Below are 22,581 nucleotides of genomic sequence, written 5' to 3'. Positions count from 1 at the left end.
AATTTGTTTCTTGATTGTCGCTTTAGGTAATTTTGAATTGAAAAACTGAGTGCCACAGGGTCTAATGATATTTCTACTTTTCAAATACTTGGAAAACTTGATTTATCATGTGTCTGCAAAAATGCTTAGCAATGGGCTTACTTCTTTGGTTAATTACATCATCAACCTATGCCCAAACTTCATTGCAGTTAATTAACAATGATGAAACAACGCGGTTATCCGATAAAGTCAAAATTCTATCTGAAAACGATATTCAGCTCACTATCGATGAAGTGCGCGAACTTGAAAGTGAGTTTATGTGGCGCTCTACCACCAACCCCAACTACGGTATTCAGTCCGGTGGTCTGTGGCTTCACACCAAGCTAAATAGGATAAGTGATTTAGAAGAATGGGTGATTGACATAGGTTTTGCGCATATGGAACGCGCAGATTTTTATTTATTTGATGGTAATGATCTCATTGCTTCAGCTAAACAAGGTAAATTATCTAGCGAACAGTTTACTCGTTTTCCTTCTTTCAAAGTTAACCTGCCCTTAGCGACTACCGTCGATTTATTCGTTAGAATCGAATCAAAAAGCATTCAAGTTATTGCACCGTTGGACATTCAACCATACGCAAAATATATGCGAATGGTATTTTGGGATAACCTTATTTGGGGATTATTTTATGGTGGCTTATTTATTTTAGTCATTTATAACCTGGTCCTCTACTTCATGAATAGGCAAACCAGTTTATTGGCTTTCATTGGTTATATTGTCTCGGTTATATTGTGGCAATTCGTATGGGGAGGGCACTCTACATTTTTAATTCCTTATGGGATCACATTATGGCTAACCGGTCACATGGATCTTATTTTTGTGTTAGTCGGCATTGCCTCAGGTGCGTTTACTTATTTATTTTTAGAGGCAAAACGCACCGCTCATAAAATTGCACCCATTATCAAAGTTAATATTGGGCTACTCATTACCATGGGGTTTTGCTCCCTGATAAGTTTATTTCCTGTGGCATGGCAAAACGCCATTGTGTACTTGGTGACTTTGTTTGCTATCGCTAGCTTTTTGTTTGCAGGTTTTGAAAGTTATATAAACAAATTTAAGCCTGCTAGATATTTCATCATTGCCTGGTTTGTACTAATAGTGTGCGCGCTCGTGAGTATGACCAGTCTAACCGGGTTATTACCCACAAATATGTTTACCACATACTGTCTTCATGCTGGCCTGTTTATTCAAGCAGGACTGTTTTCAATCGCGATGATGGATAAACGTCATAATCAACTGGAACGGGAAATTCAACAAGCGACCAACGATTTGCGCAATAATATGGAGTTTATTGAAGAGCAAAATGCGCGCTTGGATATCGCGAGAAAAGACGCCATAAATGCGAGCACTATAAAATCCCAATTTTTGGCTAATATGAGTCATGAGATCCGAACGCCCTTAAATGCCATTTTAGGATTTAGCAAAGAATTAATTCACACTCCATTACCTATCGACAAGCAAGAACACGTGCGCATTATCAATTCCGCTGCTGATACCTTGTTGAATATCGTCAACGATGTGCTTGATGTTTCCAAAATTGAAGCTGGCAAACTACAGGTTAACAACGAACCATTTTCGCCCAATGATGTATTAGAAGAAATGGTTAGTGTGATGGCCAGATCTGCACATAACAAAAAACTAGAGTTTATCTATGACTTATCCCCCATTCCGGAAAAACTGGTGGGTGATGCGCAGCGCATAAAACAGATCCTCACGAACCTACTAGGGAATGCTTTAAAATTCACACCCAGTGGTCACATTGGTCTTAGCGTGTCCGGAAAAACTCTCCAGCACAATATGTTTGAGCTTAACTTTAAAATAGAAGATACCGGGATTGGTATCAGCCAACAGGATCGCAAAAAGCTGTTTAGCGCCTTTACCCAAATTGAAGACTCCACTAGCCGAACCTATCAAGGAACCGGATTAGGGTTAGTTATTTGCCAACAATTGGTACATTTAATGGGAGGAAGTATTACCTTAACCAGCAACCCAGGTAGTGGTAGTTGTTTTAGTGTAACTATCACCACTAACCTGCTGAATGTATCAGATAATTTCGCGCGCAATATAGGTTGGAAACAAAAAAAGGTCTTGCTTTTAGAAACCGATAAACTAGTGACTGAGTCAGCCAAAATGATGTTAGAAAATGTCGGTGCTTCGGTGACATTAGTGGACAGTTATCGGACATTTATTAGTATGATTAAACAACACGATGCGGCATTTATTTGTCTGCCAGAAAGTTATTTAGAAAAACATCGTGAAATATTAAAACATCTCGCTCAAGTCAATGAAGCCAATCTAATTTTACTTTATTCCGGTGAAGGAATTACGTTCGAAGATTCAGTTCAAAGTGAAAAGTCAACCCAACTACGACTACCATTAACCCTCAACAAATTAGCCAGCCTAACGCAAACACCAATAGAGTCACGACATAATCAAGTACAACAAGATTTGCTCGAATTAGACAGTGTGAAAGTGTTAGCCGTTGATGATATGGAAATGAATCTACGTTTGTTAACGACCTGGCTAAAACCGTCCAAATTATCGCTTACCTTAGCCTACAGTGGCGAAGAAGCTGTTAAATTATGTAAGCAGGAAGAGTTCGATATTATCTTAATGGACGTGCAAATGCCGATAATGGATGGACTCCAAGCATCACGATTAATCCGTCAAACACAACTCAACGTGGGCACGCCAATTATTGCTGTAACCGCCCATGCGCTAAAAGAGGAACAAGAAAGGTTGTTAGCATCAGGAATGGATGATTTCTTGGCAAAACCGATAAACTTAGCGGAGCTTATTGTGCTGATAAAACGCTGGTGCGAAACACCTCGCAATATTGCTTTAGAAAACCAATCAATTAACTGGGCATTGGCCTTAAAAACAGCAAATCAAGATGAAGCAGCGGCAAAAGATATGCTTGCATCATTTGTTGCAGAACTGCCCGAATTAATTACTCAGATTGAAACGGCTTGGAACACGACTGACAAGCCCACATTAAAAGCACTTGTGCACAAACTACATGGCGCATGCTGTTACACTGGCGTGCCGATGCTTTTAGACTTGTGCGATGAATTGGAAACCGCAATCAAACTAGACGAGTACAGCATTGTAAAGCTCAGACTTCCCAGCCTAATTGAAGAAGCCCAAAGCGTGATCGTTTGCAGTGAAGCATTCGTGTAGGCCGTACTAGTTATACTTGATTGGCATTCACACTCGAATGGCACGCTCGTAATAATTCGACAAACTCATCACTGGTGCGGTCTAATTCCCCCACCGATATAAAAATATCGTAACCTAAGCCAGCTCGCAGCTTTCCCATTCGATTGCCTAACATTGCCGGGATACCTCTAATTATCTCTCCTTCTGGAGTCTTGAAGGTATCGTTTTCAATTAGCGTATCACTGTAACAACCGCCTGTAGTGCACTGATTATTCTGCAATAACAAAGGACGCTGCTCTAATAGTAAGTTAGCAGCTAAACGCGGTGAAATTGAACGCAAAAGCGGCGCATAATGTTTAATTTTTATGCCAACCATTCCAAGATCAATTTGCTCCAATCCTTGACTGATTCTAGGTACATCTATGCGCTGCACATTAGACCATTCCAAAGACCATTTCCCATGCCTATGCTGATATAAAATATGAGTTTTAGTGAGTTCTACACTATGCAAAGGTTCACGCACTTTAAACCATCCAATTAGCATAGTCACGATAGATGCACTCAGCGCGAACACACCGATTAAATACAATGATTGTGGGAGTAAAACCAATAAAATAACTGCAACCGCAAAGGCAATAAGTCCAATCATAAAAGTAGTTAAGCCATTACGTTTGGCTAATGCTTTTATTTTGATACTGGTTTCATCAGCGTCGGAGTCAGGCCTGACTTCCACACCTTCGTTTTTCAATTGCTCATTGCCAGACATAAAAATATACAACCATCATGATGACGCACCACAGAACAATCAGCCTCAAGCGCTGACAATAATCACATTCAGTAGTAAACAATCGTTTAAAAATATTAGACATTACTTGCTGCCGTTACTATTTGTTACTGACACTTTGATAAGTTTAGACGAATTAAAAGCGGCTATAAATAAACGATCTCGCTTAATTACATCTAAATACAAACTATCAGTCAGCAAGTACGGTTTCAGAATAACCGCTTTTACCTCTGCTAATAGCCAAACGACCGGCGACAATGGGCGTAAATATCAATGATAAAATCACTGAAAAACCTACGCCACCAGCTAAGACTACTGCTAAAGGAGGCCAAAAACTGCCTTCGCTAAATACCAGTAACGGAATAAAGCCTCCCACTGTAGTAAAGGTAGTGGAGAGTATGTGTCGAGAACAACTCATAGTTTCTTTGACAATTTCAGCAACATCGCCATATTTAGCGTTGTGGTTGGCATTAATTGATGCGATCACAACTATCGATCCGTTTATGGCTACCCCAATTAAACCGGCACTTCCCAACAAAGGATTAAAGCCAATGGGTAGTCCTGATAACCACAAACTAAACATACCGAGACCAACGGATAAAATCGCCACTGTGCCAATCAACGTCGCCAGTTTGACACTCCTGAAAGTCAAAATTAACGTCGTCAGCATCAACACCAATAAAACCGGCGCATAAGCCCCTAACAAACCTAGTGCCTCTTGCTGTTCATCTGCATCACCAGCCATATGGATGCGATATCCCTTTGGCAGTTCGAATCCGGATTCAGCAAGTTTTTCCTCAAGCAATTTACTCGCATCCACCGCAGTTGCATTAGGCATCAGATAACCTTCGATAATATTGACTCTTTCACCATTTTTTCGCGTAATTCCGGCGATACTAGAAACTAATTCAAATTTTCCTAACGCTGAAACGGGTACCCACGTTTGTTGATTACTCAATGTCGTATTTAACAGCGGAATGGCATTTAGACTATCAAGATTGTTGCGTTGTGATTCGGGTAATCTAATACGAATCGGGATTTCTTCGGTTCCTTCCAAAACAGAGCCACCGACTTGACCATCCAGCGACGCTTGCAGTTGTGTTGCTATCTCATTTAATGACAGTCCTGCCAATGCAGAAACATTACGAGTAACATCTAAGATTAATTCAGGTTCACCAAGGGTAATTGTTGCTAAACTATTCGTAACACCAGGAATTTGTGACATTGCCAATCTAACTTGCTGCCCTAATTCTTCTATTTTCGCAAGGTCCGGTCCGTAAATCTCGACGCCAATTGGTGCGGCAATTGGCGGCCCTTGACCAAAGGCTTTAACTACCACTCTTGCTTGAGGAAAATCCGTATCTAAGCTCAATTGCAATTTAGATATCAATGCGGCAGCAGATGATACTGACTCGGTCGTCACAACAGCTTGAGCAAAATGCGCTGAGTTATCCCGTTTCATTACTTGATTGTAATAAACTGAAGGGGTTGAGCCTCCTATTAACCACGTTACCTGCTCCACCTCGGCATTTTCACGAATATGTAGATCCATTGCCTTGGCGATCGCCTCGGTTTTATTCAATGAACTCCCTTCAGGTAACCACATTTGGATTTCAAATTGATCTCTATCCGCACTTGGAAAAAACACATTTCCCAATTGGCTGGATAAAATGAACCCTAAAATCGGTAGTGATATGGTAAACACCAGCCATAAAAAAGGACGTTTAATGGCATTGGTAATCGTGTTTTTATACCACTGCGTAAGTACCTCAAACTGAATACCACCACGGTACCAAGCTTGCGTTTGTTGCGCTGAAGTTGGACGTGGCAAATATCTCGCGGCTAATGCGGCAATGACTGTCAACGAAATGAATAACGAGCCAATCAATGCCATGACCACACTGATCGCAATTGAGCCAATAAAGTCTCCTATATTACCGGGTAATAAAAAGATCGGCATGAAGCCCAAAATGGTGGTGAGAGTTGAAGCTAATAGCGGACTAAATAAATGTTGAATGCTTTTCAACAAAGCATCGTAACGACTGTTTTGCGAATCTAACAGATTAGCTCTAATTTCATCAGTGATCACAATAGCATTATCGATCAACAGACCAATCGCGATGATTATGCCAAAAATCGACATTTGATGAATTTGCTCATCAAAGAAATTCAGGGAGAAAAGAGTAAAAGCCGCACTTAATGGCAGAGAAATTCCCACAATCCAAGCGGAACGGAACCCCATAAAAAGGAAAACCACGGCCATGACTACTAAACAACCCATCAGCAAGTTTTGGGTTAAATCGACCAGTCTAGATTCAGTGTATTGATTTTGTTCAAAAATAATCTCTGCTGAAACACTGCCTTGATAAAGGGAGTTAAAATCCTCCAACGCCTGCTTGTTTTGGTTTGTCCACTTATCTACTCGTACGGTAGGTTGCATACGCGCAGCAACAAATACCTTTTGCTGTCCATTTACCAAAGCAATGTCAGAGGGCGGATTTTGCCATCCGCGGTAGACCTTAGCCACATCTTGTACTCGCAAGAATTGTCCTGCTGTAGATACAGACAAAGGAATATTGCGAATTACGTCCAAACTCACTAGTTCTTGAGCAACCTGAATCCGAATATTTTGATTACCAGTACGCACCACCCCAGCAGGTAACTTGGGATCGGCGGCCGCAATCAATTGACTGACTTGCGGTACACTCAATCCGACACTCGATAACTTATGCGGATCAACTTCAACTACAATTTCTTCTTGTAATTCACCATACACTCGAACTAGCTCAGTACCAGGCACGTTTCTCAGACGATCTGCGACTTCGTCACTCATGCGACTCAAAATCGACATGGGGGTTTGGTACCCTTCAGGCGAACCTAGTGCGACAAGCAAAGTGAATGAAGTCGCACCTCTTTTTTCATCTAATGTAGGCTCACTGACACCTGCAGGAAAGAGTTGGCTGGCATCGGCTAAACTATCGCGGATTTTAGAAAATATTTGCTCGTTATTACTATTGTCTACCCACGCTTGAAGCTCGATACTGATGACCGAAATTCCAGCTCGCGAAGTAGAATTAATTTCTTTGATTTCAAACAATTGGCGTAATTCATCTTCAATCACATCACTCACCAACGCTTCTACTCTCTCGGCTGAAGCGCCCGGATAGGAGGTGATAACCAAAACATTTCGAGTATCGATGCGTGGATCTTCAAGACGAGGTAACGATGTGATCGCAGAAATACCGGCAACCAATAAAATCACGATAGTTAATGCCAATAGATGGCCGTTACTGAAAAACTGTGTATACCAGCGGGCTGTCGGGTTAGGTGTTGAATGTTCTCGCATAATTATTGCAATCCCTGATTGGATGCATTTTTACGTAATAGACTAACGGTAGTCGTTGATTCAACGCCATTGACCAATTGGCCTGGGACAAGTCGATGAGCACCGCTAACAATCATCCAATCATTGGCATTTAGTGCACCGCGAACATAACTATGCGTATCGCCCGAATAAAGCACCTCGACCGAACGCGAGACAACACTTTGTTGGCCTTTATCGGGAATAGTAAATAACGTCCAAAGCCCACGGATACCGCTACTGAGTGCTGATTTAGGTACCCAAACTCCCTGTTCATCTACTTGCTTTGAATAGGTTAACGCGACTAAATCCCCGGGCAATAAGTGGCCTTGTTCGCTGCTAACGGTGAAAATAACATCGATGGTTCGAGTGTTAAGCTGACGCGTGTTAGCAATTGACTTAATCACACCGGTCAACATGTTACCATCTGCAAAAAGCGTATGACTTTGACCTTCAGATAGTCCGAAAGCTTGTTCACTCGACAGCGCAATTCTTGCATCAAAGTCTGATGTCTGCTGCACCACCACCACAGGTTGCCCAGCTGTCACCACGGTAGATGTATCAACTGGCCTAGAAATAACCGTTCCGTCGAATGAAGCTCGCAATTGTGACTTTTCAAGCTCAACTAAAAGTGTATTAATCCGTGCTTGGGTTTGTTCGACGACTGCTCTTGCTACTTGCGTATTTTCATTCACTTCATCTAAACGTTGTGCCGACTCTAGCTTTTTGGTCACCAACTCGGTCACTCTTTGCTGAGATTGTTTGGCTAAGCGCAGATCTGATTTTGCTGATTGCAACACCGCTTCTAATTCTTTCATTGAGGCATCAAGGCGTTTTGTGTCAAGTTTCGCAATCAATTGGCCACTAACGATATGACTACCTTCATCAACCAATATTTGTTCGACTTTGCCTGCCAATTCAAAACCAAGATTGGCTAAGTTTGCTGATTCAATTCGTCCATATGCTAATTGTTGTTGTTGATAAGACGTTTGAGGAGAAACTTTAATCACTTCTACTTGATGAATTTTGGCCTGCGATGGCGGTGCCTGCACTTGCCCAGAACCGGCGGTTATCATCAATCCAACTACAGCTAACAGAGGCAATACAATTGCGATAGGAATGAGATACTTTTTCGATGACGTTTTATTCACAGATCGGCCCAGTTAATTATGTTATTTTGTTTAACATGATGATGTATTACCATAGAGACTAATATATAAATACTAGACCGTCCAGTTTAGTAATTGTAATTAGATGTTTTCATCTAACATCCAAACTGAAAAATGAGTAAATAAGTGGCACAACCTGAACCTCAAAAAAGCGCTAACTGCATGAATAATCAAAACAAAGTTGGGCGTCCAAAAAGCGAAGAAAAGCGCGTTAACATTCTTATCGCAGCCAGCAATTTATTTCTTGCTCAAGGGTTTTCTTCAACCTCGATGGATCAAGTCGCTAAACAAGCGGAAGTGTCAAAACAAACCGTCTATTCCCACTTTAGCAATAAGGATGCGTTATTTACTGCGGTAATTACCTATAAATGTTCTCAATACCAATTGGGTGAAGAACATATGCGCGATTTTGAACAAGATCCCTTTGATGCCTTGCAGACATATGGTAATCAGATAATCAATTTATTGCAGGATGAGCAATCTGTGGCTATGCACCGAGTGGTTATTGGTGAAATAACCACAAACCCACATGTGGCCGAGATGTTTTATGAAGCAGGTCCTTTGCATGGAATCAATATTTTGCGTGATTATTTTCAACGCAACATTCACCTACGCCTAGACAAAACAAAGGCCGAGTATTGGTCGTACACTTTATTTAATATGTTAAAAGGCGATTTCTACTTGCGTAGTTTGTTAGGTTTACCTTTTTCTAAATCAGAAACAAAACAGTCTGAATTAGTCACTCGGGTTGTTAGCCAAGTATTACAACTGATAGAGGCTGAGCGTTAGTTTCCGTTGTAAGCCCAACATTCCAATTCCAGCATTGACCCCATGGCTAATCCATCTGCACCGAACGCACTGCGAGAAGGCAGTTTTTCTGGTTTGAAATAAGTCACGTACACTTTATTAAAATCCGCCCATTTATCAATATCTTCAATCATCACCGTACACTTGAACACGTCGTCCATACTCAAACCTATGTGTTGCAATGTTGCGGCGATATTTTTCATCACCTGATGCGACTGATCAGTAATGTTATCTGCCAACTTACCGTCTTTATCGTTGGCTATTTGTCCAGACAAATACACAATATCATTAACTTGAGTGGCAGCAGAAAATGGCATGTTTTCCATTGGCGATGGGAAATACTTGACCTGAGAATAACTGCTAAAAGCACAAAGTGATAACAGAGCGCCCCCAACTAGAGCCTTAATATTTAACATTGCAAACGCTTCCTTTTAGTTATTTATCAGTGACGAAAGACGTGTCTGTGAACGAATGAACGCAGACACGTGAAACAATTAATACTTAACGCTACAGCCATAGGCTCGAGATGAAGCAACAGTGACTTCTTTGCCAGCCATTGCCTCGTCTAATGCTGCCGATACATAGTTCATCGATGATTCAATGACGGCGGGATTGGCCGAATCGTTGTCGTCAATTGCACCAGCATACACGACCTGTCCTTGCGGATTAATGATAAACATATGTGGTGTAGTTTTCGCACCATATGCTTTTCCCATACTGCCGTCTATATCCAAGAGAAACGGACTACTTGCATTCAGATTATGTGCCTTGGCTTCGATTAGGGCTTCATTGGGTTCAAAATATCCTTGTTTTCCTTCAACAGAAGAAATCACAGTTAACCATTTCACTTCATTTTCAGTGTATTTTTTTTGCAAAGCCTGCATATTGCCACTGCCATAATGCTTACGAACATAAGGACAATCCTTATTAAACCATTCAATGACCAACCACTGATCTTGATAATCACTCAGTGAATGCTGCATACCGCTAGCATCGGTTTCAGTGAAATCAGGAGCAGGTTTACCGGGCAATGCGACAGCAATTGCCAAGAATGGGAAACTTAACAGCGCAATAAAAGACATTGCGAAAATGGACTTTTTGTATTTGTAGGTCATAGCATATCCTCCAATTAGTTGGGACGTTACTTATCTAGATTTAATGACTTTCTTCAAACAAATTTTCTATCATGGGTACGGTTAAAATTTGCGGTAGTAATTCCGCATTATTCGTCCCTTTTGCATACCAAGCATAAACAGGGACTGAATTCCTTCCAAACTGAGACAATGACTCTGTAATAGCAGGATCGTGGTGGGTCCAATCAGCTCTGATTAGCAGTACATCATTGCGATCGAACAATTTCAGAACAGATTCATTCTCCAATACTAATTTTTTATTTACTTGGCAGGTGATACACCAAGCTGCCGTATAATCAACGAACACCGCTTTTTCCTGCTGCAGTGCTTCTTCAATTTTGACAGGATCAAACGCGTGCCAACGATCTGTTTTGGCGACGGTTGTGGCACTATTGTTTTCGACTTGAATAGAAACAAACGAATAAATCAACACAAAAAGCGCAATTGCAATAGCAGTCCACTTCCCTAACCTTTTTGTTTTGCTCGCAATCCAAATTGCGAACACGATGCTGAGCATTAATAAACAACCAATTACCCAGCCAGCATCGCCCACTAATTTCCCTAATACCCACAACAACCAAATGACTGTTGCGTACAGTGGGAAAGCTAAAAACTGACGTAACGTTTCCATCCAAGCACCGGGACGCGGCAACCGAGTTAATAACCAAGGCCATAAACACAAGAGTAAAAATGGAGCGGCTAAACCAGCCCCTAATGCTAAAAATAACATTAGCGCTGACATTGCGGGTAATACGGCTGCCGCACCTAAAGCAACTCCCATAAAGGGACCGGTACAAGGTGTAGCAACGAAAACGGCAAGCATACCGGTAACAAAAGCACCGCTTCGATGGCTACCCGCCAAGTTCATAAGTCGATGACCAAAATCAAAAAATCCACTAAATGATAAAGCCATTAACCAAAACAATAGAATGAGGCTCAACACCACCGGAGCCGATTGCAATTGAAACCCCCACCCAATCGCGCTGCCTGAGGCGCGAAGCAATAACAATAATCCGCCTAACGCAGCAAATGTCACTAGTACGCCTGCCGTATATGCTAATCCTTCGTAAACTCGTGTGCTGGACTGTGCTTGCATCAATCCAAATAATTTAATCGACAACACAGGGAACAAACATGGCATTAAATTCAGAATAATTCCACCCGCAAAGGCAGCTAACAATAGAACCCAGATTGATTGCGTCTCTGGGGAGTCAAACGAGTTGTCGTTACCCTGCGATTTAATAATGGGGACATTCGCTAAATGCCATGCTTGGCTTCCATCAGTGATGACAAAATCAGTTTGCTGAACCAACTGTGCTCCAGGCATCAATGCAAAAGTCAATTTAAGCTGTTGCGCATCACGCTGCAATTGTGGTTCGGTAGCACTAATTAAGTCACCGGAAAGCGGAAAAACTCTTGGCGTAGAAGTTTCATCAGCATCAGCCATCAAGGTTAGTGTGATGTGAGTGCCACTAGGTTTAGCATAAGCTAGGCTTTGTACCTTCCATGGACTTTGCGTTGCCGATTGCGGCAAACGACTGACAAAGTGTTGCTGGATTTCTTTGTCATGCGCTTGCCATTGTACGTTTTCAGTTACCGGCCGAGACAAACTCATTTGCCCAAAACCGGGGATACAGTCAATTTTGCACACCAACCACTCTAACGACACAGACAACGAAACTGTGTCTGCGTCGTTATCTGGGGTGACAGGCAACAAATATGCGACATTACCTTCGTAACCTAAATTGGTTAAATGCGCTACCGGCAGCCGTTGCGGAAAGGGCCATTGAATTTGACCGATTTGCGCACCTTGCACAGTTGAGTCAAAGCGTGGGGCAGCGCCTGAGTCTCCGGCATTTCGCCAGTAAACATGCCATTCAGGATCGACTTCGAAATAAAAGCCAATATATTGGGTTTGACCGCTGGCAAAGGTTGTGGGAGCTAACCAGCGTACATTAACGTGATCCCCCTGAGCTGTCTCTTGTCCCCAGCTACTAGGCGAAAATAAAACGAAGACAAATAACCATAAACTAATACGATAACCACGCCTTAGCCCTAGCTTTGTGCGCTTCATATTTTGGAAATTGTATGCATTAAATAACAAGTGCTTAAGCATGGATTGCAACCATATAGAACTGCCCAAAATAGTCTCCCATAACGCTAGGAGGGGAACAAGATAGATAGATCTAAATGCGATAAATCACGTATATTTATAGACTAAGTAAATAATTTTACCGTTATCAGTTAAACTAATTAATCGGGAATCACGGAATTATTCTACGACTAAAACGGTCGTAAAGACTTAAATAGGATTACAAACTGATTAAATCACCCAGTGGAGTTGTAATGACCTTTAAAATCCGATTATGCTTTGTATTAGTGCTTCTTGGCACAGTGAGCACGTTTGTATCTGCCCAATCTAAACAAGATTTATGGCAGCAATCCACTAAAGTAGCTGGGATTGACGCTCGCTTTAAACAATCGATATTAAAAGGCTATGAACTCAACATCGATTCAGTCGCTTTGGATAAGTTGAAGACGAACCAGCTATCCGAGTTTACACTTGCAATCCCTACTCCCGAAGGTGAGTTTCTTCCTTTCAAATTCAAGCAAGTTAAAGTGATGGCTGATGAGCTGGCAGCCAAATTCCCAAGCATTCGATCGTTTTCTGGCTTCAACATCAATAATCCAAAGGACGAAGGACGGTTTGACCTGTCAGATGATGGTTTATCAGGTATGTTCAAAATTGATGGACAATGGGCGATTTTGACCTTTGATAAACTAAATGACAAACAAGACTACGTTAGCTACTGGGTAAAGGACGAAGTTTATCCTAACACTGAAAATAGCCATTTAATTCAACAACAGGACTTTCTTTCGCTACCTTCTAACATTAAAGCTTTATCTAGGAGCTTAGATGCAACTAACAACGAAGCAGCGCGGGCAAATGGCAACGCCGTCACTACTTACCGTATTGCCATCAGTACCAGTGGCGAATACACCACTCAAAACGGTGGGGAAGCTGGCACAATTGCCGAATTAGCTAGATTGATCAATCGCATCAATGAGGTACTACTCACCGATCTGGCAATCCAATTTGAAATCGTGGCGAATAACGACAGAATCATTTATACCGACAGCAGTACCGACCCTTTTACAAATAATGCCAGCGACGATTTAGATGCAAATCAAATTGCAATCGATGACTTAATTGGTGCAGCTAACTATGATATAGGTCACGTGTTAAACACCGATTCAGGTGGTTTAGCAACGATACAAAGTATCTGTGTGGAAAATTTTAAAGCGCGCGGGCAAACGGGTAGTAACAGGCCTTTTGGTGAAAGCTTTTATATTGGATTAGTGATTCACGAATTTGGCCATCAATTGGGTGCTGAACATACATTTAATGCAGCAAACTCTGGCGCTTGTAGTGAAGACCAACGCTCACGGAACTCGGCTGTTGAGCCGGGTAGTGGCTCTACTGTCATGTCTTATGCGGGGATTTGCGGCAGTCAAAATATTGAAGATGATTCAGAAGATTATTTCCATAGCCATTCGGTGGAACAGATACAAACGGTATTGTCTCGCAGAAATTGTGGCAGTGTCGAATCTAATGGCAACGCGATTCCAGTAATTTCAACCTCTCAATACAATCATACGATTCCTGCAAACACCCCCTTTGTACTCAGTGCAGAAGTGACAGATGCTGATAATGATCAGCTTACATTCGTGTGGGACCAAATCAATCCAGGCGGGTTTGATGGCATTACTGAATCTGCCCAAGAAATGGCAGAAGATAACGGCTTTAACCCGCTGTTCCGCTCAAATCCACCTTCAAGTTCAGCAACCCGTTATTTTCCGCAACTCAATCAAGTGCTAAATAATTCGGTGTCGTTTGGTGAGGCATATCCAACCACTGAACGCGAACTCACATTTGAGTTGATGGTGCGAGATGGTAATGGTGGTGTAAACACATTACTAGCCAATCTTGATGTGCAGCCAACCAACGACGCTTTTTCGGTATCACGGCCTGAAACTGACGTGCGCTGGATCGGCGGTCAATCTCATTTAGTACAATGGAATGTCGCGCAAACCAATGTTTCTCCCATTTCATGTGCCAATGTAGATATTTTGTTGGACGCAGATGGTGACCAGGTTTTTGAATCGATCCTCTTAGCCAATACATCCAACGATGGGCAGGAAAACATCATTTCCCCCAGCACAGATACGAGTAATGCACGATTGATGGTTCGTTGTTCTGATAACGTGTTTTATGCGGTAAATCCAGGACGGTTTGAAATTGTGCCAGGGGATGATCCTGTCGCCCCACTAATTACAGGGCAAATTACTCGCTCAGCAAGTGAAGACACCAGTTTTACTCTCGACTTTGACGATCTAATCGTTGATGATCCTGACTCTGCTTATCCATCGAACTTTTCGCTAGATATTCTGCCTGGCGCAAATTATGTAGCGACGGGCACATCAGTCACCCCAAATACGGATTTTTCTGGCACCTTGACATTAAATGTAGTCGTCAATGATGGCGTGAGCGACAGCAATGTATTTGCATTTGTTGTGCAAATTGAAGCGGTGAATGACGCACCTGTCGCTGTTAATGATAGCCTGACGATTGAGCAAGATTCGGGGCAAATTAGCATAGATGCCTTAGATAATGATACCGATGTGGATCAGGACACGCTTATTATTTCAGATGTAACTTATGTGGGATCTGGGCGTGTCAGCATAGAAAATGGTCTTATATTGTACACGCCGGCTAATGGATTTTTTGGCTCTGACAGTATAATTTATCGTATTGAAGACCCAAGTTTCGCTACTGATTCTGGCACCATTAATATCACGGTAACGCAGATTAATACGAATCCAACTCCGCCCCCTACCACCACACCAGATAATTCATCAGGTGGCGGGAGTATTGGTTGGATGTTAAGTCTGTTGGTCCTACTCAGATTAAGCGCATTTAAAGCTGTAGGTAATAAATGAATAATCTAAAAACAAGTTTAGCCGTGTTACTGGCCTTAAGTATAAATGCCTGTGTCACAGAAAAAGTAGAGAGTGTCTCAGACTCTGCCACTTTGGGAGCAAATGATGATTTAACTTCGCCAAATGCATTGCATTCAACTAAACAAGCAGTAATTGATGCAGAAAAAGCAGTTGAAAATCAGAACTTTGAATTACTCGCGTTTACGAACAAAGTGATCAATTTTCCTGGTATAGATATGAATCTGTATCCATTGGATGATTTGCAACAGCAATGTGGGGTTAAATATCTTTCTGGAAGTGGCGACACACTTGAAATTGGCGAAAGCACTGAGGGCCGAAAAGCATTAAAAAATTATGCGACTACTTATAATTTAATTGTATTGAAAGGCTGCCAAACATTTCACAAAAATAATCAGAAATAAGATTATCCACTAGCGATTTTTTGATAGACTCTCGGGCCAGCAGCAGGAAACCAGCTACTCTCGGCATAATCATTTTTCCTGTTATGAAACATAAGGGTATGCGATGAATTTTGAAGGTCAGCACATTCTTTCAGTGAATCAATTCGACCGTGAATCAATACAGGCGATTTTCGACGTTGCTGACAAGATGACGCCCTACGCGCTTCGCCAAAAACGGACAAAAGTCCTCGACGGCGCTATTTTGGGAAACCTATTTTTTGAAGCCAGTACACGTACGCGTGTGAGTTTCGGTACCGCATTTAATCTGCTTGGTGGCGAAGTGCGCGAAACCACCGGCATGAGCAGTTCTGCACTAGCAAAAGGGGAATCATTGTTTGATACCGCTCGTGTATTAAGCGGATACTCAGACATTATAACGATGCGTCATCCACAATCGGGGTCAGTGGCCGAATTTGCCGAAGGAAGTCGAGTTCCGGTAATTAATGGCGGTGATGGTGCCAACGAACATCCAACTCAAGCACTATTAGATTTATATACGATTAGTAAAGAACAGCAATATCACGGCGGGCAAATTGACGGCATTCACATCGCAATGATTGGCGATTTAAAATATGGACGTACCGTGCATTCACTTTCAAAATTATTAAGCTTATTTAACAACGTTCGCTTTACGTTAATCTCTCCCAAAGAGTTGGCGATGCCAGACTCAATATTGGAAGTGCTGCATAAAAATGGTCATACGGTCAAGGTAACAGAGCAGCTTGAAGGCAGTGTAGATGCAGATATTTGTTATCAAACCCGGATTCAAGAAGAGCGCTTTGAATCCCAAGAAGAAGCCAATAAATATCGTGGCAAATTCCGATTAAACCAAAGCATATACACCAAACATTTCCAATCTAAAACTGTCATCATGCACCCACTTCCACGAGACTCTCGTGCTGATGCCAATGAGTTAGACAATGATCTTAATTTACATCCTAATCTAGCGATATTTCGACAAACCGATAACGGTGTATTAGTCAGAATGGCACTTTTCGCGCTAACTTTAGGCGTTGAAAAACTGGTCTCAAAGTACGATTGTGACGTTAACTGGTATAGTTCAAAGAGATAAAAAATTACATGCAAAAATCACAACAACTGTTCGAACAAGCACAAAAGCATATTCCCGGTGGAGTTAACTCTCCTGTAAGAGCATTTAAAGCGGTTGGCGGTACACCACCGTTTATTGTAAAGGCCGACGGACCTTACATTTATGATGCAGATGGCAAACAATACATTGACTATGTGCAATCCTGGGGACCTATGGTACTGGGACACAATAACCCGAAAATCCGCCAAGCGGTTATCGAGGCGGCAGAAAATGGTTTAAGCTTTGGTGCACCAACCGAATCTGAAGTTAGCATGGCAGAATTGGTTAACAAATTAGTGCCGTCAATGGAAATGCTACGTATGGTAAATTCTGGCACAGAAGCAACCATGAGTGCTATTCGTTTAGCGCGTGGCGCAACCGGCAAAAACAAAATTCTAAAGTTTGAAGGCTGTTATCACGGGCATGCGGACTCGCTATTGGTTAAGGCAGGATCTGGCGCATTAACTATGGGTGTTCCAAGTTCACCCGGTGTCCCGGCAGATGTCGCCAAACACACGTTAACGATGGAATTCAACAATATCGACAGTGTCAAAAAAGCATTTGCTGAATTTGGTGACGACATTGCCTGTATTATTGTTGAACCCGTTGCAGGGAATATGAATTGTATTCCGCCCGTTGACGGATTTTTACAAGGATTACGCGACATTTGTGACCAATATCAAAGCATATTAATTTTTGATGAAGTGATGACTGGATTTAGGGTCAGTCGCGGGGGCGCCCAAGAGCTTTATTCAATTACGCCTGATTTAACCTGCCTAGGAAAAGTTATCGGTGGCGGCATGCCCGTAGGTGCATTTGGCGGGAAAGCCGAAATCATGCAGCAATTAGCCCCTACAGGTCCTGTATATCAAGCCGGTACTTTATCAGGAAACCCAATTGCTATGGCTGCGGGATTAGCGTCACTGACACAAATTCAAAAACCTGGATTATATGAGCGCATTTCACTTGCGACAAAAACACTTGCAGAGGGAATTAAAGCCATCGCGTTAGAACACGGAGTTCCAATGACGGTAAACTATGCAGGTAGTATGTTTGGTATTTTCTTTACCGACATAGAGAAAGTTACAAACTATCAACAAGCGATTAATTGTGACACCGAAATGTTTAATCGATTCTTCCATAGTATGTTATCTAAGGGTGTATATCTGGCACCAGCTTCGTATGAAGCAGGGTTTGTATCAGCAATGCATGACCTTGAAATTGTTGAAAAAACGTTGGACATTACGAAACAAGTATTCGCAGAGATTACAGCCTGATAGGCTAACTATATTCGTAGTCTGAAAAGACACTCTTAAAGAAGCTGAAGACGCAAAAATGTTGGAACAATTATTACAACCTGTCTCACTAGTATTAATGATCATAATCGTGTTCTTAATACTGGTGTTATTGCGTCTTCAACGAACTTTGAAAAAGCATCAAAACCAGCGGCCATTTTCTCAAAATAATGATTATGAAATTGAAACACAGGTACAAAGTACCCAGCGTGCTGACGAAGCTGATCAACGATTTTTGAACAAAGCAGACGAAGCTTTGCGGCTCACGCAAACGTTTCAAAAATTCGTGCCTCGCCAATTTGTTGAGCATTTTGCCAAGCATGGTTCAGAAACTTTGGAACTAGGTCGAGCTGACGAAGACGAAGTGGCGATTTTATTTTCTGATATCCGCGGTTTTACCGGTCTTTCCGAAAAGATGACTCCACAAGAATTGATGAAATTTCTTAATTCATATTTCTTGAGAATGAATGATCCAATCCATCAAAATGGTGGCTTTATCGATAAATTTATCGGTGACGCTATTATGGCTTTGTTTGATCATCCAAATGGTAGTAATCAAGATAAAGCTTTGGATGCACTTAACGCTGCTGTCGACTTACGATATGCGTTAAACGTTTATAACCTGCATCGAAGTAATAGCGGATACCCTCCGATCAACATAGGTGTAGGAATACATTTTGGTCCTGTCATCATAGGTACAGTGGGTTCAGATGATAGAATGGACACAACTGTGATTGGCGATAGTGTCAATATTGCTTATCGTTTAGAAACCTTGGCTCCCAAATTAGGTGCCGATATCGTTGTTAGCTCTCAATTACTCGAAACCGCTGATGCTAAGGTAAAATTCAATTACCGTTTTCTTGATTGGGTGCGCGTAAAAGGACGTAAAAATCCCGTTGAAGTATACGAAGTGCTGAATCATCTTCCTGAAGACATACAACAACTAAAATTAGACACTGCGCCCTTCATCGAAGCGGGTGTTAATCATCGTAGGGCACGAGAATGGAAAGATGCACTAGTGTGTTTTGAAAAAGCACGAGCAATAAGCCCTAATGATTCTGTTGTTGCACACCATATTGAACAGATCAATTTGATCAAAAATGCACACCTGTCAGACAATTGGGACGGCGCGTCTAAGCTTTAAAACTTCACTTTAGTAGCGTGGCTTTAGCCTATGAACGCAAACCTCAAAAAATACGGGACTAAAGTCCCGACTACAAACACACCTTTAGCGTGGCTTTAGCCCACGAACACAACCCTCAAAAACTACGGGACTGAAGCCCCGACTACATACGCCTCTTATAAACTATCTCTCTACAACAATGATTTTTCATTCTGTTGCAGGTTTTGGTATATTAGCGCGCAGTAGTAGCAAGGAGTGCCTGTCGTGGTATCGAACAACACCGAAAAACATCCATCCGCAAATCCAATCAATTTCACCACTATTTCGCCAATCGATATCCCTTTTTCGCTGATAAGGGGCTTTAATCGTAAATCAGAAAACTTTAAAAACTTAATGAGTTCATTAAGTCAACGTGATGATATTGAAAGCGTCAACTGGTTCAATGACGGGCCAGAATATGTGAATTTAGATAGTGATGTTTCCTCTTTGTCTTTTTTTGTTTGGAGCAATCAATATCAAGAGATCGATTTAAAGTTTCATATATTTCCAAATGAATTGGCGGTGGTGGAATGCCAATTCACTTTGCCTGAACAAGACAGCATCAAAATCATGGAATCACGGGTTCAGCAATTAGCTGAAGAGGCCATTCGTCAGTCCATTCCTGAACTGCAAGTCGTATTAAAAGACATTTATAGTCATATTAGTAACCCGTTACTAATTAAACCAAGAACTAACTCGACCCACTTATACTGGACGGCACGCTCTTTAAATATCGAAAAACAACAACTTAAGAACCCACAAATTCGACAGTTAATTCATCAGTGGCTGGCAGAAACAGAGTGTCCTAAGGACGCAGAAAAGATCTGTAATTTAATCAATGAAGATATTCTTAGCGATGATGAAAAAGCGGATAAATTAAAAACAGAATCGATGACATGGCTAAATTATGTGGTTGTTGATAAGCGGGCTAACCACGATGCGCGCATTGATACTATGGTTCTGGCACAATATTGTTACACCGCACAAGAAAAGTGTAACTTACGTCTGCATGAAGCCATATCAAGGGCCTACATCGATGGAAACCTGTTAGGCGCTAAAAGCCAATTAGAAGACAGTCGTATCCAATCCAAATTGCATCAAGTCGCCATAAATGAACATAAAAAGTACTTAACACGTCAAAAGCGCAAATATTTAGAAGAAATCTTTGCGTCTTGGGAGTTCGACTTACTCATTAAAAATGGCGACGACATGAAGGAAATTTGTACCAATAAAATCGAAGAAGCAAACGCCAAACAAAGTAAGCTGCACAGTATAAAAACAGACCGAATTTTATTCGCAATCAGCTTGTTTGCCATTTTCGAATTGTTGATATTCCTGTCACAACACAGTCGAGAAGTGATGTCTCGACCAGCGCTGGATTACAACGACGAAAGTTCGTCTTGGATTCTCACTCTAATCGCCAGTTTAGATGCTGATACCATGTTTGGAATCGGTATAGGATTGATGATAGTGCTGGCGTTTATTTACACCTCTGTTGCAAAAAGGAAGTTGTAAAAATGGACAAAAGAATTCTACTGTTAACGATTAGCGTATTTATCATTCTTGTACAGTCGGTCCGAGCCAATCCACAAGAACCATCTGTTCGCGTGCTAACAAATGTATGGGCACCCTACATTAATCCAGAACAAGAGCCATTAGGCCGCGCCGCTAAAGTTTTGGAGACAATCGCCGCATATGCCCAAAAAGATATTAAGTGGCGATATATACCATACCGCGATGCTGCACTTTTGCTGGAAAAGCAAAAAGCTGAGTTGTCTTATCCATATTTCTATACTGAAGAGCGAGCGGAAAAATTCCACTTATCGAAGCCAATTTTTTATCTTACTAGCCGTTTGTATTTTAATCGTCATTTTGTTTCTTCAGAGCAAGCAGACAACCAATACTCATCGCTTAAAATAGCAAAAGTAGCGGGTTATAGTTACGGAGAGAAAATAGATAAAATCGTTGAAAACGCCAAACAGTATGAGACAGAAGAAGATGCTCTGATTGCATTGCTAAATAATGAAGTGCAGATTTTACCCATGACGGAAGGGGTGATGAATAACTTATTGGATACCCGTTATGCAGATCAGAAACAGTTAATAATGCCTGTTAAAAACGTAAATGATGAATCCAGTTTGCACATAATGGCCAGTAAAAATGACGTAGGTGAACAATTGATTGCAGATTTTGATAAGGCCATTTCAATGCGTCAAAATGGCGAGGACATTAAACTACAACCATTGCAAAATCTAAAACAAAAAGTCGATTTAGCCACTTTAGTCACATCTGAAGGCTTTCCAGCAATTTTAGGCGAATCAGAGAACCAATTAGGGAATATAGATTACTTTACCATCCCCATTGGAACCAAAGTAATTGTACTTGAATGGAGTCAAAAAATACTTACTCCATCGTCTTCCGATCGTATTTATAAGAACATGATGGATACTAGTAAAGTTGTCGTCTTAAACGGACCTCACGTGGGTAAAGAGTTGCGGGTTAAGAATATGCATATTCAGTTAGAACCATGATCACAATAGGCATTGGCTGGTTAGGTACGATTTTATATTTATTAAATCACGCGTATCTATCATTAATCACGAACTGGTCTCCACGTGTTTATTACGCTGGCAACTTAATTGCGGCAACCTTACTAATTGTAAACTCAGTACTTGTTGCCTCTTGGCAAGCTGTGGTTATTAACGGATTCTGGGCGGTAATAAGTTTATTGCTGTTAATGCATATTCCATTAAAAAATACGCCTTTATCGTTTCGAATGATGTCGTTAGCGGTAGTTTTTATTTGGTTGGCAGCATTTATAGGTTGTTTTTATGATCTTGAACTGGCTATTCGAATTATGGGTTGGTCTTCCGCCTTAGTGTTTGGCGCAGCGTATTTATTATTTTGCGCACAAAAACTCACACAGAAAACGTATTTATATTTAAATGTATATGCCGCTTTAGCATTAACCCCTCAGCTATGGTTAGACAGAAACTATCCAGTATTAACGTTAGAAATCATTTGGGCATTAATTTCAATTCATGGTGCGTTGCGCCAACCAGATAACGCCCATTTAATAGATTAATCGGTAGCATGGGCTAATCGATAAACGCAAACCCCA

Annotated in this window: 16 protein-coding genes; 10 read left to right on the top strand and 6 right to left on the bottom strand. The window is 41.4% G+C overall.

Annotated features, from left to right (window positions below):
* The first annotated feature begins 107 nt into the window (after positions 1-107).
* Positions 108-3,218, top strand: coding sequence for a hybrid sensor histidine kinase/response regulator (locus GLIP_RS16650; protein ID WP_008845844.1), 3,111 nt, complete (start codon positions 108-110; stop codon positions 3,216-3,218).
* 10 nt (positions 3,219-3,228) lie between these two features.
* Here GLIP_RS16650 and GLIP_RS16645 read toward each other — a convergent pair whose 3' ends face one another.
* From GLIP_RS16645 to GLIP_RS16635, 3 genes are all read right to left on the bottom strand, one after another.
* A complete protein-coding gene (locus GLIP_RS16645) occupies positions 3,229-3,963 on the bottom strand; it encodes a DUF2982 domain-containing protein (protein WP_008845843.1) in 735 nt (244 codons plus the stop codon).
* A gap of 208 nt (positions 3,964-4,171) precedes the next feature.
* Positions 4,172-7,327 (bottom strand): efflux RND transporter permease subunit, encoded by a 3,156-nt coding sequence (locus GLIP_RS16640; protein ID WP_008845842.1) that lies wholly within the window; start codon positions 7,325-7,327, stop codon positions 4,172-4,174.
* A 2-nt stretch (positions 7,328-7,329) separates the two neighbouring features.
* Entirely contained in the window at positions 7,330-8,493 is a 1,164-nt protein-coding gene (locus GLIP_RS16635) for an efflux RND transporter periplasmic adaptor subunit (RefSeq protein WP_008845841.1), read from the bottom strand.
* A gap of 144 nt (positions 8,494-8,637) precedes the next feature.
* Between GLIP_RS16635 and GLIP_RS16630 the strand changes: the two genes are divergently transcribed.
* Positions 8,638-9,300 carry a TetR/AcrR family transcriptional regulator gene (locus GLIP_RS16630; RefSeq protein WP_008845840.1) on the top strand — a complete coding sequence of 221 codons (663 nt, stop codon included), beginning with the start codon at positions 8,638-8,640 and terminating at the stop codon, positions 9,298-9,300.
* On the opposite strand, the gene GLIP_RS16625 is transcribed toward GLIP_RS16630, so the two are convergent.
* From GLIP_RS16625 to GLIP_RS16615, 3 genes are all read right to left on the bottom strand, one after another.
* Positions 9,297-9,734 carry a RidA family protein gene (locus GLIP_RS16625; RefSeq protein ID WP_008845839.1) on the bottom strand — a complete coding sequence of 146 codons (438 nt, stop codon included), beginning with the start codon at positions 9,732-9,734 and terminating at the stop codon, positions 9,297-9,299. The two genes, GLIP_RS16630 and GLIP_RS16625, sit on opposite strands and share 4 nt — an antisense overlap.
* A 78-nt stretch (positions 9,735-9,812) precedes the next feature.
* On the bottom strand, positions 9,813-10,433 hold the full coding sequence (locus tag GLIP_RS16620; RefSeq protein WP_008845838.1) for a thioredoxin family protein: 621 nt from the start codon (positions 10,431-10,433) through the stop codon (positions 9,813-9,815).
* Between the two features lie 40 nt (positions 10,434-10,473).
* On the bottom strand, positions 10,474-12,594 hold the full coding sequence (locus GLIP_RS16615) for a protein-disulfide reductase DsbD family protein (protein ID WP_226992239.1): 2,121 nt from the start codon (positions 12,592-12,594) through the stop codon (positions 10,474-10,476).
* 203 nt (positions 12,595-12,797) lie between these two features.
* On the opposite strand from GLIP_RS16615, the gene GLIP_RS16610 reads away from it, so the two are divergent.
* From GLIP_RS16610 to GLIP_RS16575, 8 genes are all read left to right on the top strand, one after another.
* Complete coding sequence (locus GLIP_RS16610; protein ID WP_008845836.1) at positions 12,798-15,452, top strand: reprolysin-like metallopeptidase; 2,655 nt, start codon at positions 12,798-12,800, stop codon at positions 15,450-15,452.
* Positions 15,449-15,874 carry a hypothetical protein gene (locus GLIP_RS21535; RefSeq protein ID WP_008845835.1) on the top strand — a complete coding sequence of 142 codons (426 nt, stop codon included), beginning with the start codon at positions 15,449-15,451 and terminating at the stop codon, positions 15,872-15,874. Before GLIP_RS16610 ends, GLIP_RS21535 begins: the two co-directional genes overlap by 4 nt.
* 103 nt (positions 15,875-15,977) lie before the next feature.
* Complete coding sequence (locus GLIP_RS16600) at positions 15,978-16,985, top strand: aspartate carbamoyltransferase (protein WP_008845834.1); 1,008 nt, start codon at positions 15,978-15,980, stop codon at positions 16,983-16,985.
* 8 nt (positions 16,986-16,993) lie between these two features.
* On the top strand, positions 16,994-18,280 hold the full coding sequence (gene hemL, locus GLIP_RS16595) for a glutamate-1-semialdehyde 2,1-aminomutase (protein WP_008845833.1): 1,287 nt from the start codon (positions 16,994-16,996) through the stop codon (positions 18,278-18,280).
* A 58-nt stretch (positions 18,281-18,338) separates the two neighbouring features.
* Entirely contained in the window at positions 18,339-19,442 is a 1,104-nt protein-coding gene (locus GLIP_RS16590; protein ID WP_008845832.1) for an adenylate/guanylate cyclase domain-containing protein, read from the top strand.
* Between the two features lie 243 nt (positions 19,443-19,685).
* Entirely contained in the window at positions 19,686-20,975 is a 1,290-nt protein-coding gene (locus GLIP_RS16585; protein WP_008845831.1) for a hypothetical protein, read from the top strand.
* A 2-nt stretch (positions 20,976-20,977) separates the two neighbouring features.
* The gene (locus GLIP_RS16580; RefSeq protein ID WP_008845830.1) at positions 20,978-21,991 is read left to right on the top strand and encodes a substrate-binding periplasmic protein; all 1,014 of its coding nucleotides are present in this window, start codon (positions 20,978-20,980) and stop codon (positions 21,989-21,991) included.
* A complete protein-coding gene (locus GLIP_RS16575) occupies positions 21,988-22,545 on the top strand; it encodes a CBU_0592 family membrane protein (RefSeq protein WP_008845829.1) in 558 nt (185 codons plus the stop codon). Before GLIP_RS16580 ends, GLIP_RS16575 begins: the two co-directional genes overlap by 4 nt.
* Positions 22,546-22,581 lie beyond the last annotated feature (36 nt).

It is taken from the genome of Aliiglaciecola lipolytica E3, from assembly GCF_000314975.1.
In the GTDB taxonomy this organism is placed as follows: Bacteria; Pseudomonadota; Gammaproteobacteria; order Enterobacterales; family Alteromonadaceae; genus Aliiglaciecola; species Aliiglaciecola lipolytica.
The sequence above is the reverse complement of the archived record's forward strand: the minus strand, read 5'-3'. Positions and strand labels throughout refer to the sequence as shown.

What these genes read in the sequence shown, in the direction of transcription:
- GLIP_RS16650 (WP_008845844.1), top strand. Translation starts at nt 108, where the DNA reads ATGTGTCTGCAAAAATGCTTAGCAATGGGCTTACTTCTTTGGTTAATT.
- GLIP_RS16645 (WP_008845843.1), bottom strand. Translation starts at nt 3,963, where the DNA reads ATGTCTGGCAATGAGCAATTGAAAAACGAAGGTGTGGAAGTCAGGCCT.
- GLIP_RS16640 (WP_008845842.1), bottom strand. Translation starts at nt 7,327, where the DNA reads ATGCGAGAACATTCAACACCTAACCCGACAGCCCGCTGGTATACACAG.
- GLIP_RS16625 (WP_008845839.1), bottom strand. Translation starts at nt 9,734, where the DNA reads ATGTTAAATATTAAGGCTCTAGTTGGGGGCGCTCTGTTATCACTTTGT.
- GLIP_RS16620 (WP_008845838.1), bottom strand. Translation starts at nt 10,433, where the DNA reads ATGACCTACAAATACAAAAAGTCCATTTTCGCAATGTCTTTTATTGCG.
- GLIP_RS16610 (WP_008845836.1), top strand. Translation starts at nt 12,798, where the DNA reads ATGACCTTTAAAATCCGATTATGCTTTGTATTAGTGCTTCTTGGCACA.
- GLIP_RS21535 (WP_008845835.1), top strand. Translation starts at nt 15,449, where the DNA reads ATGAATAATCTAAAAACAAGTTTAGCCGTGTTACTGGCCTTAAGTATA.
- GLIP_RS16600 (WP_008845834.1), top strand. Translation starts at nt 15,978, where the DNA reads ATGAATTTTGAAGGTCAGCACATTCTTTCAGTGAATCAATTCGACCGT.
- hemL (WP_008845833.1), top strand. Translation starts at nt 16,994, where the DNA reads ATGCAAAAATCACAACAACTGTTCGAACAAGCACAAAAGCATATTCCC.
- GLIP_RS16590 (WP_008845832.1), top strand. Translation starts at nt 18,339, where the DNA reads ATGTTGGAACAATTATTACAACCTGTCTCACTAGTATTAATGATCATA.
- GLIP_RS16580 (WP_008845830.1), top strand. Translation starts at nt 20,978, where the DNA reads ATGGACAAAAGAATTCTACTGTTAACGATTAGCGTATTTATCATTCTT.
- GLIP_RS16575 (WP_008845829.1), top strand. Translation starts at nt 21,988, where the DNA reads ATGATCACAATAGGCATTGGCTGGTTAGGTACGATTTTATATTTATTA.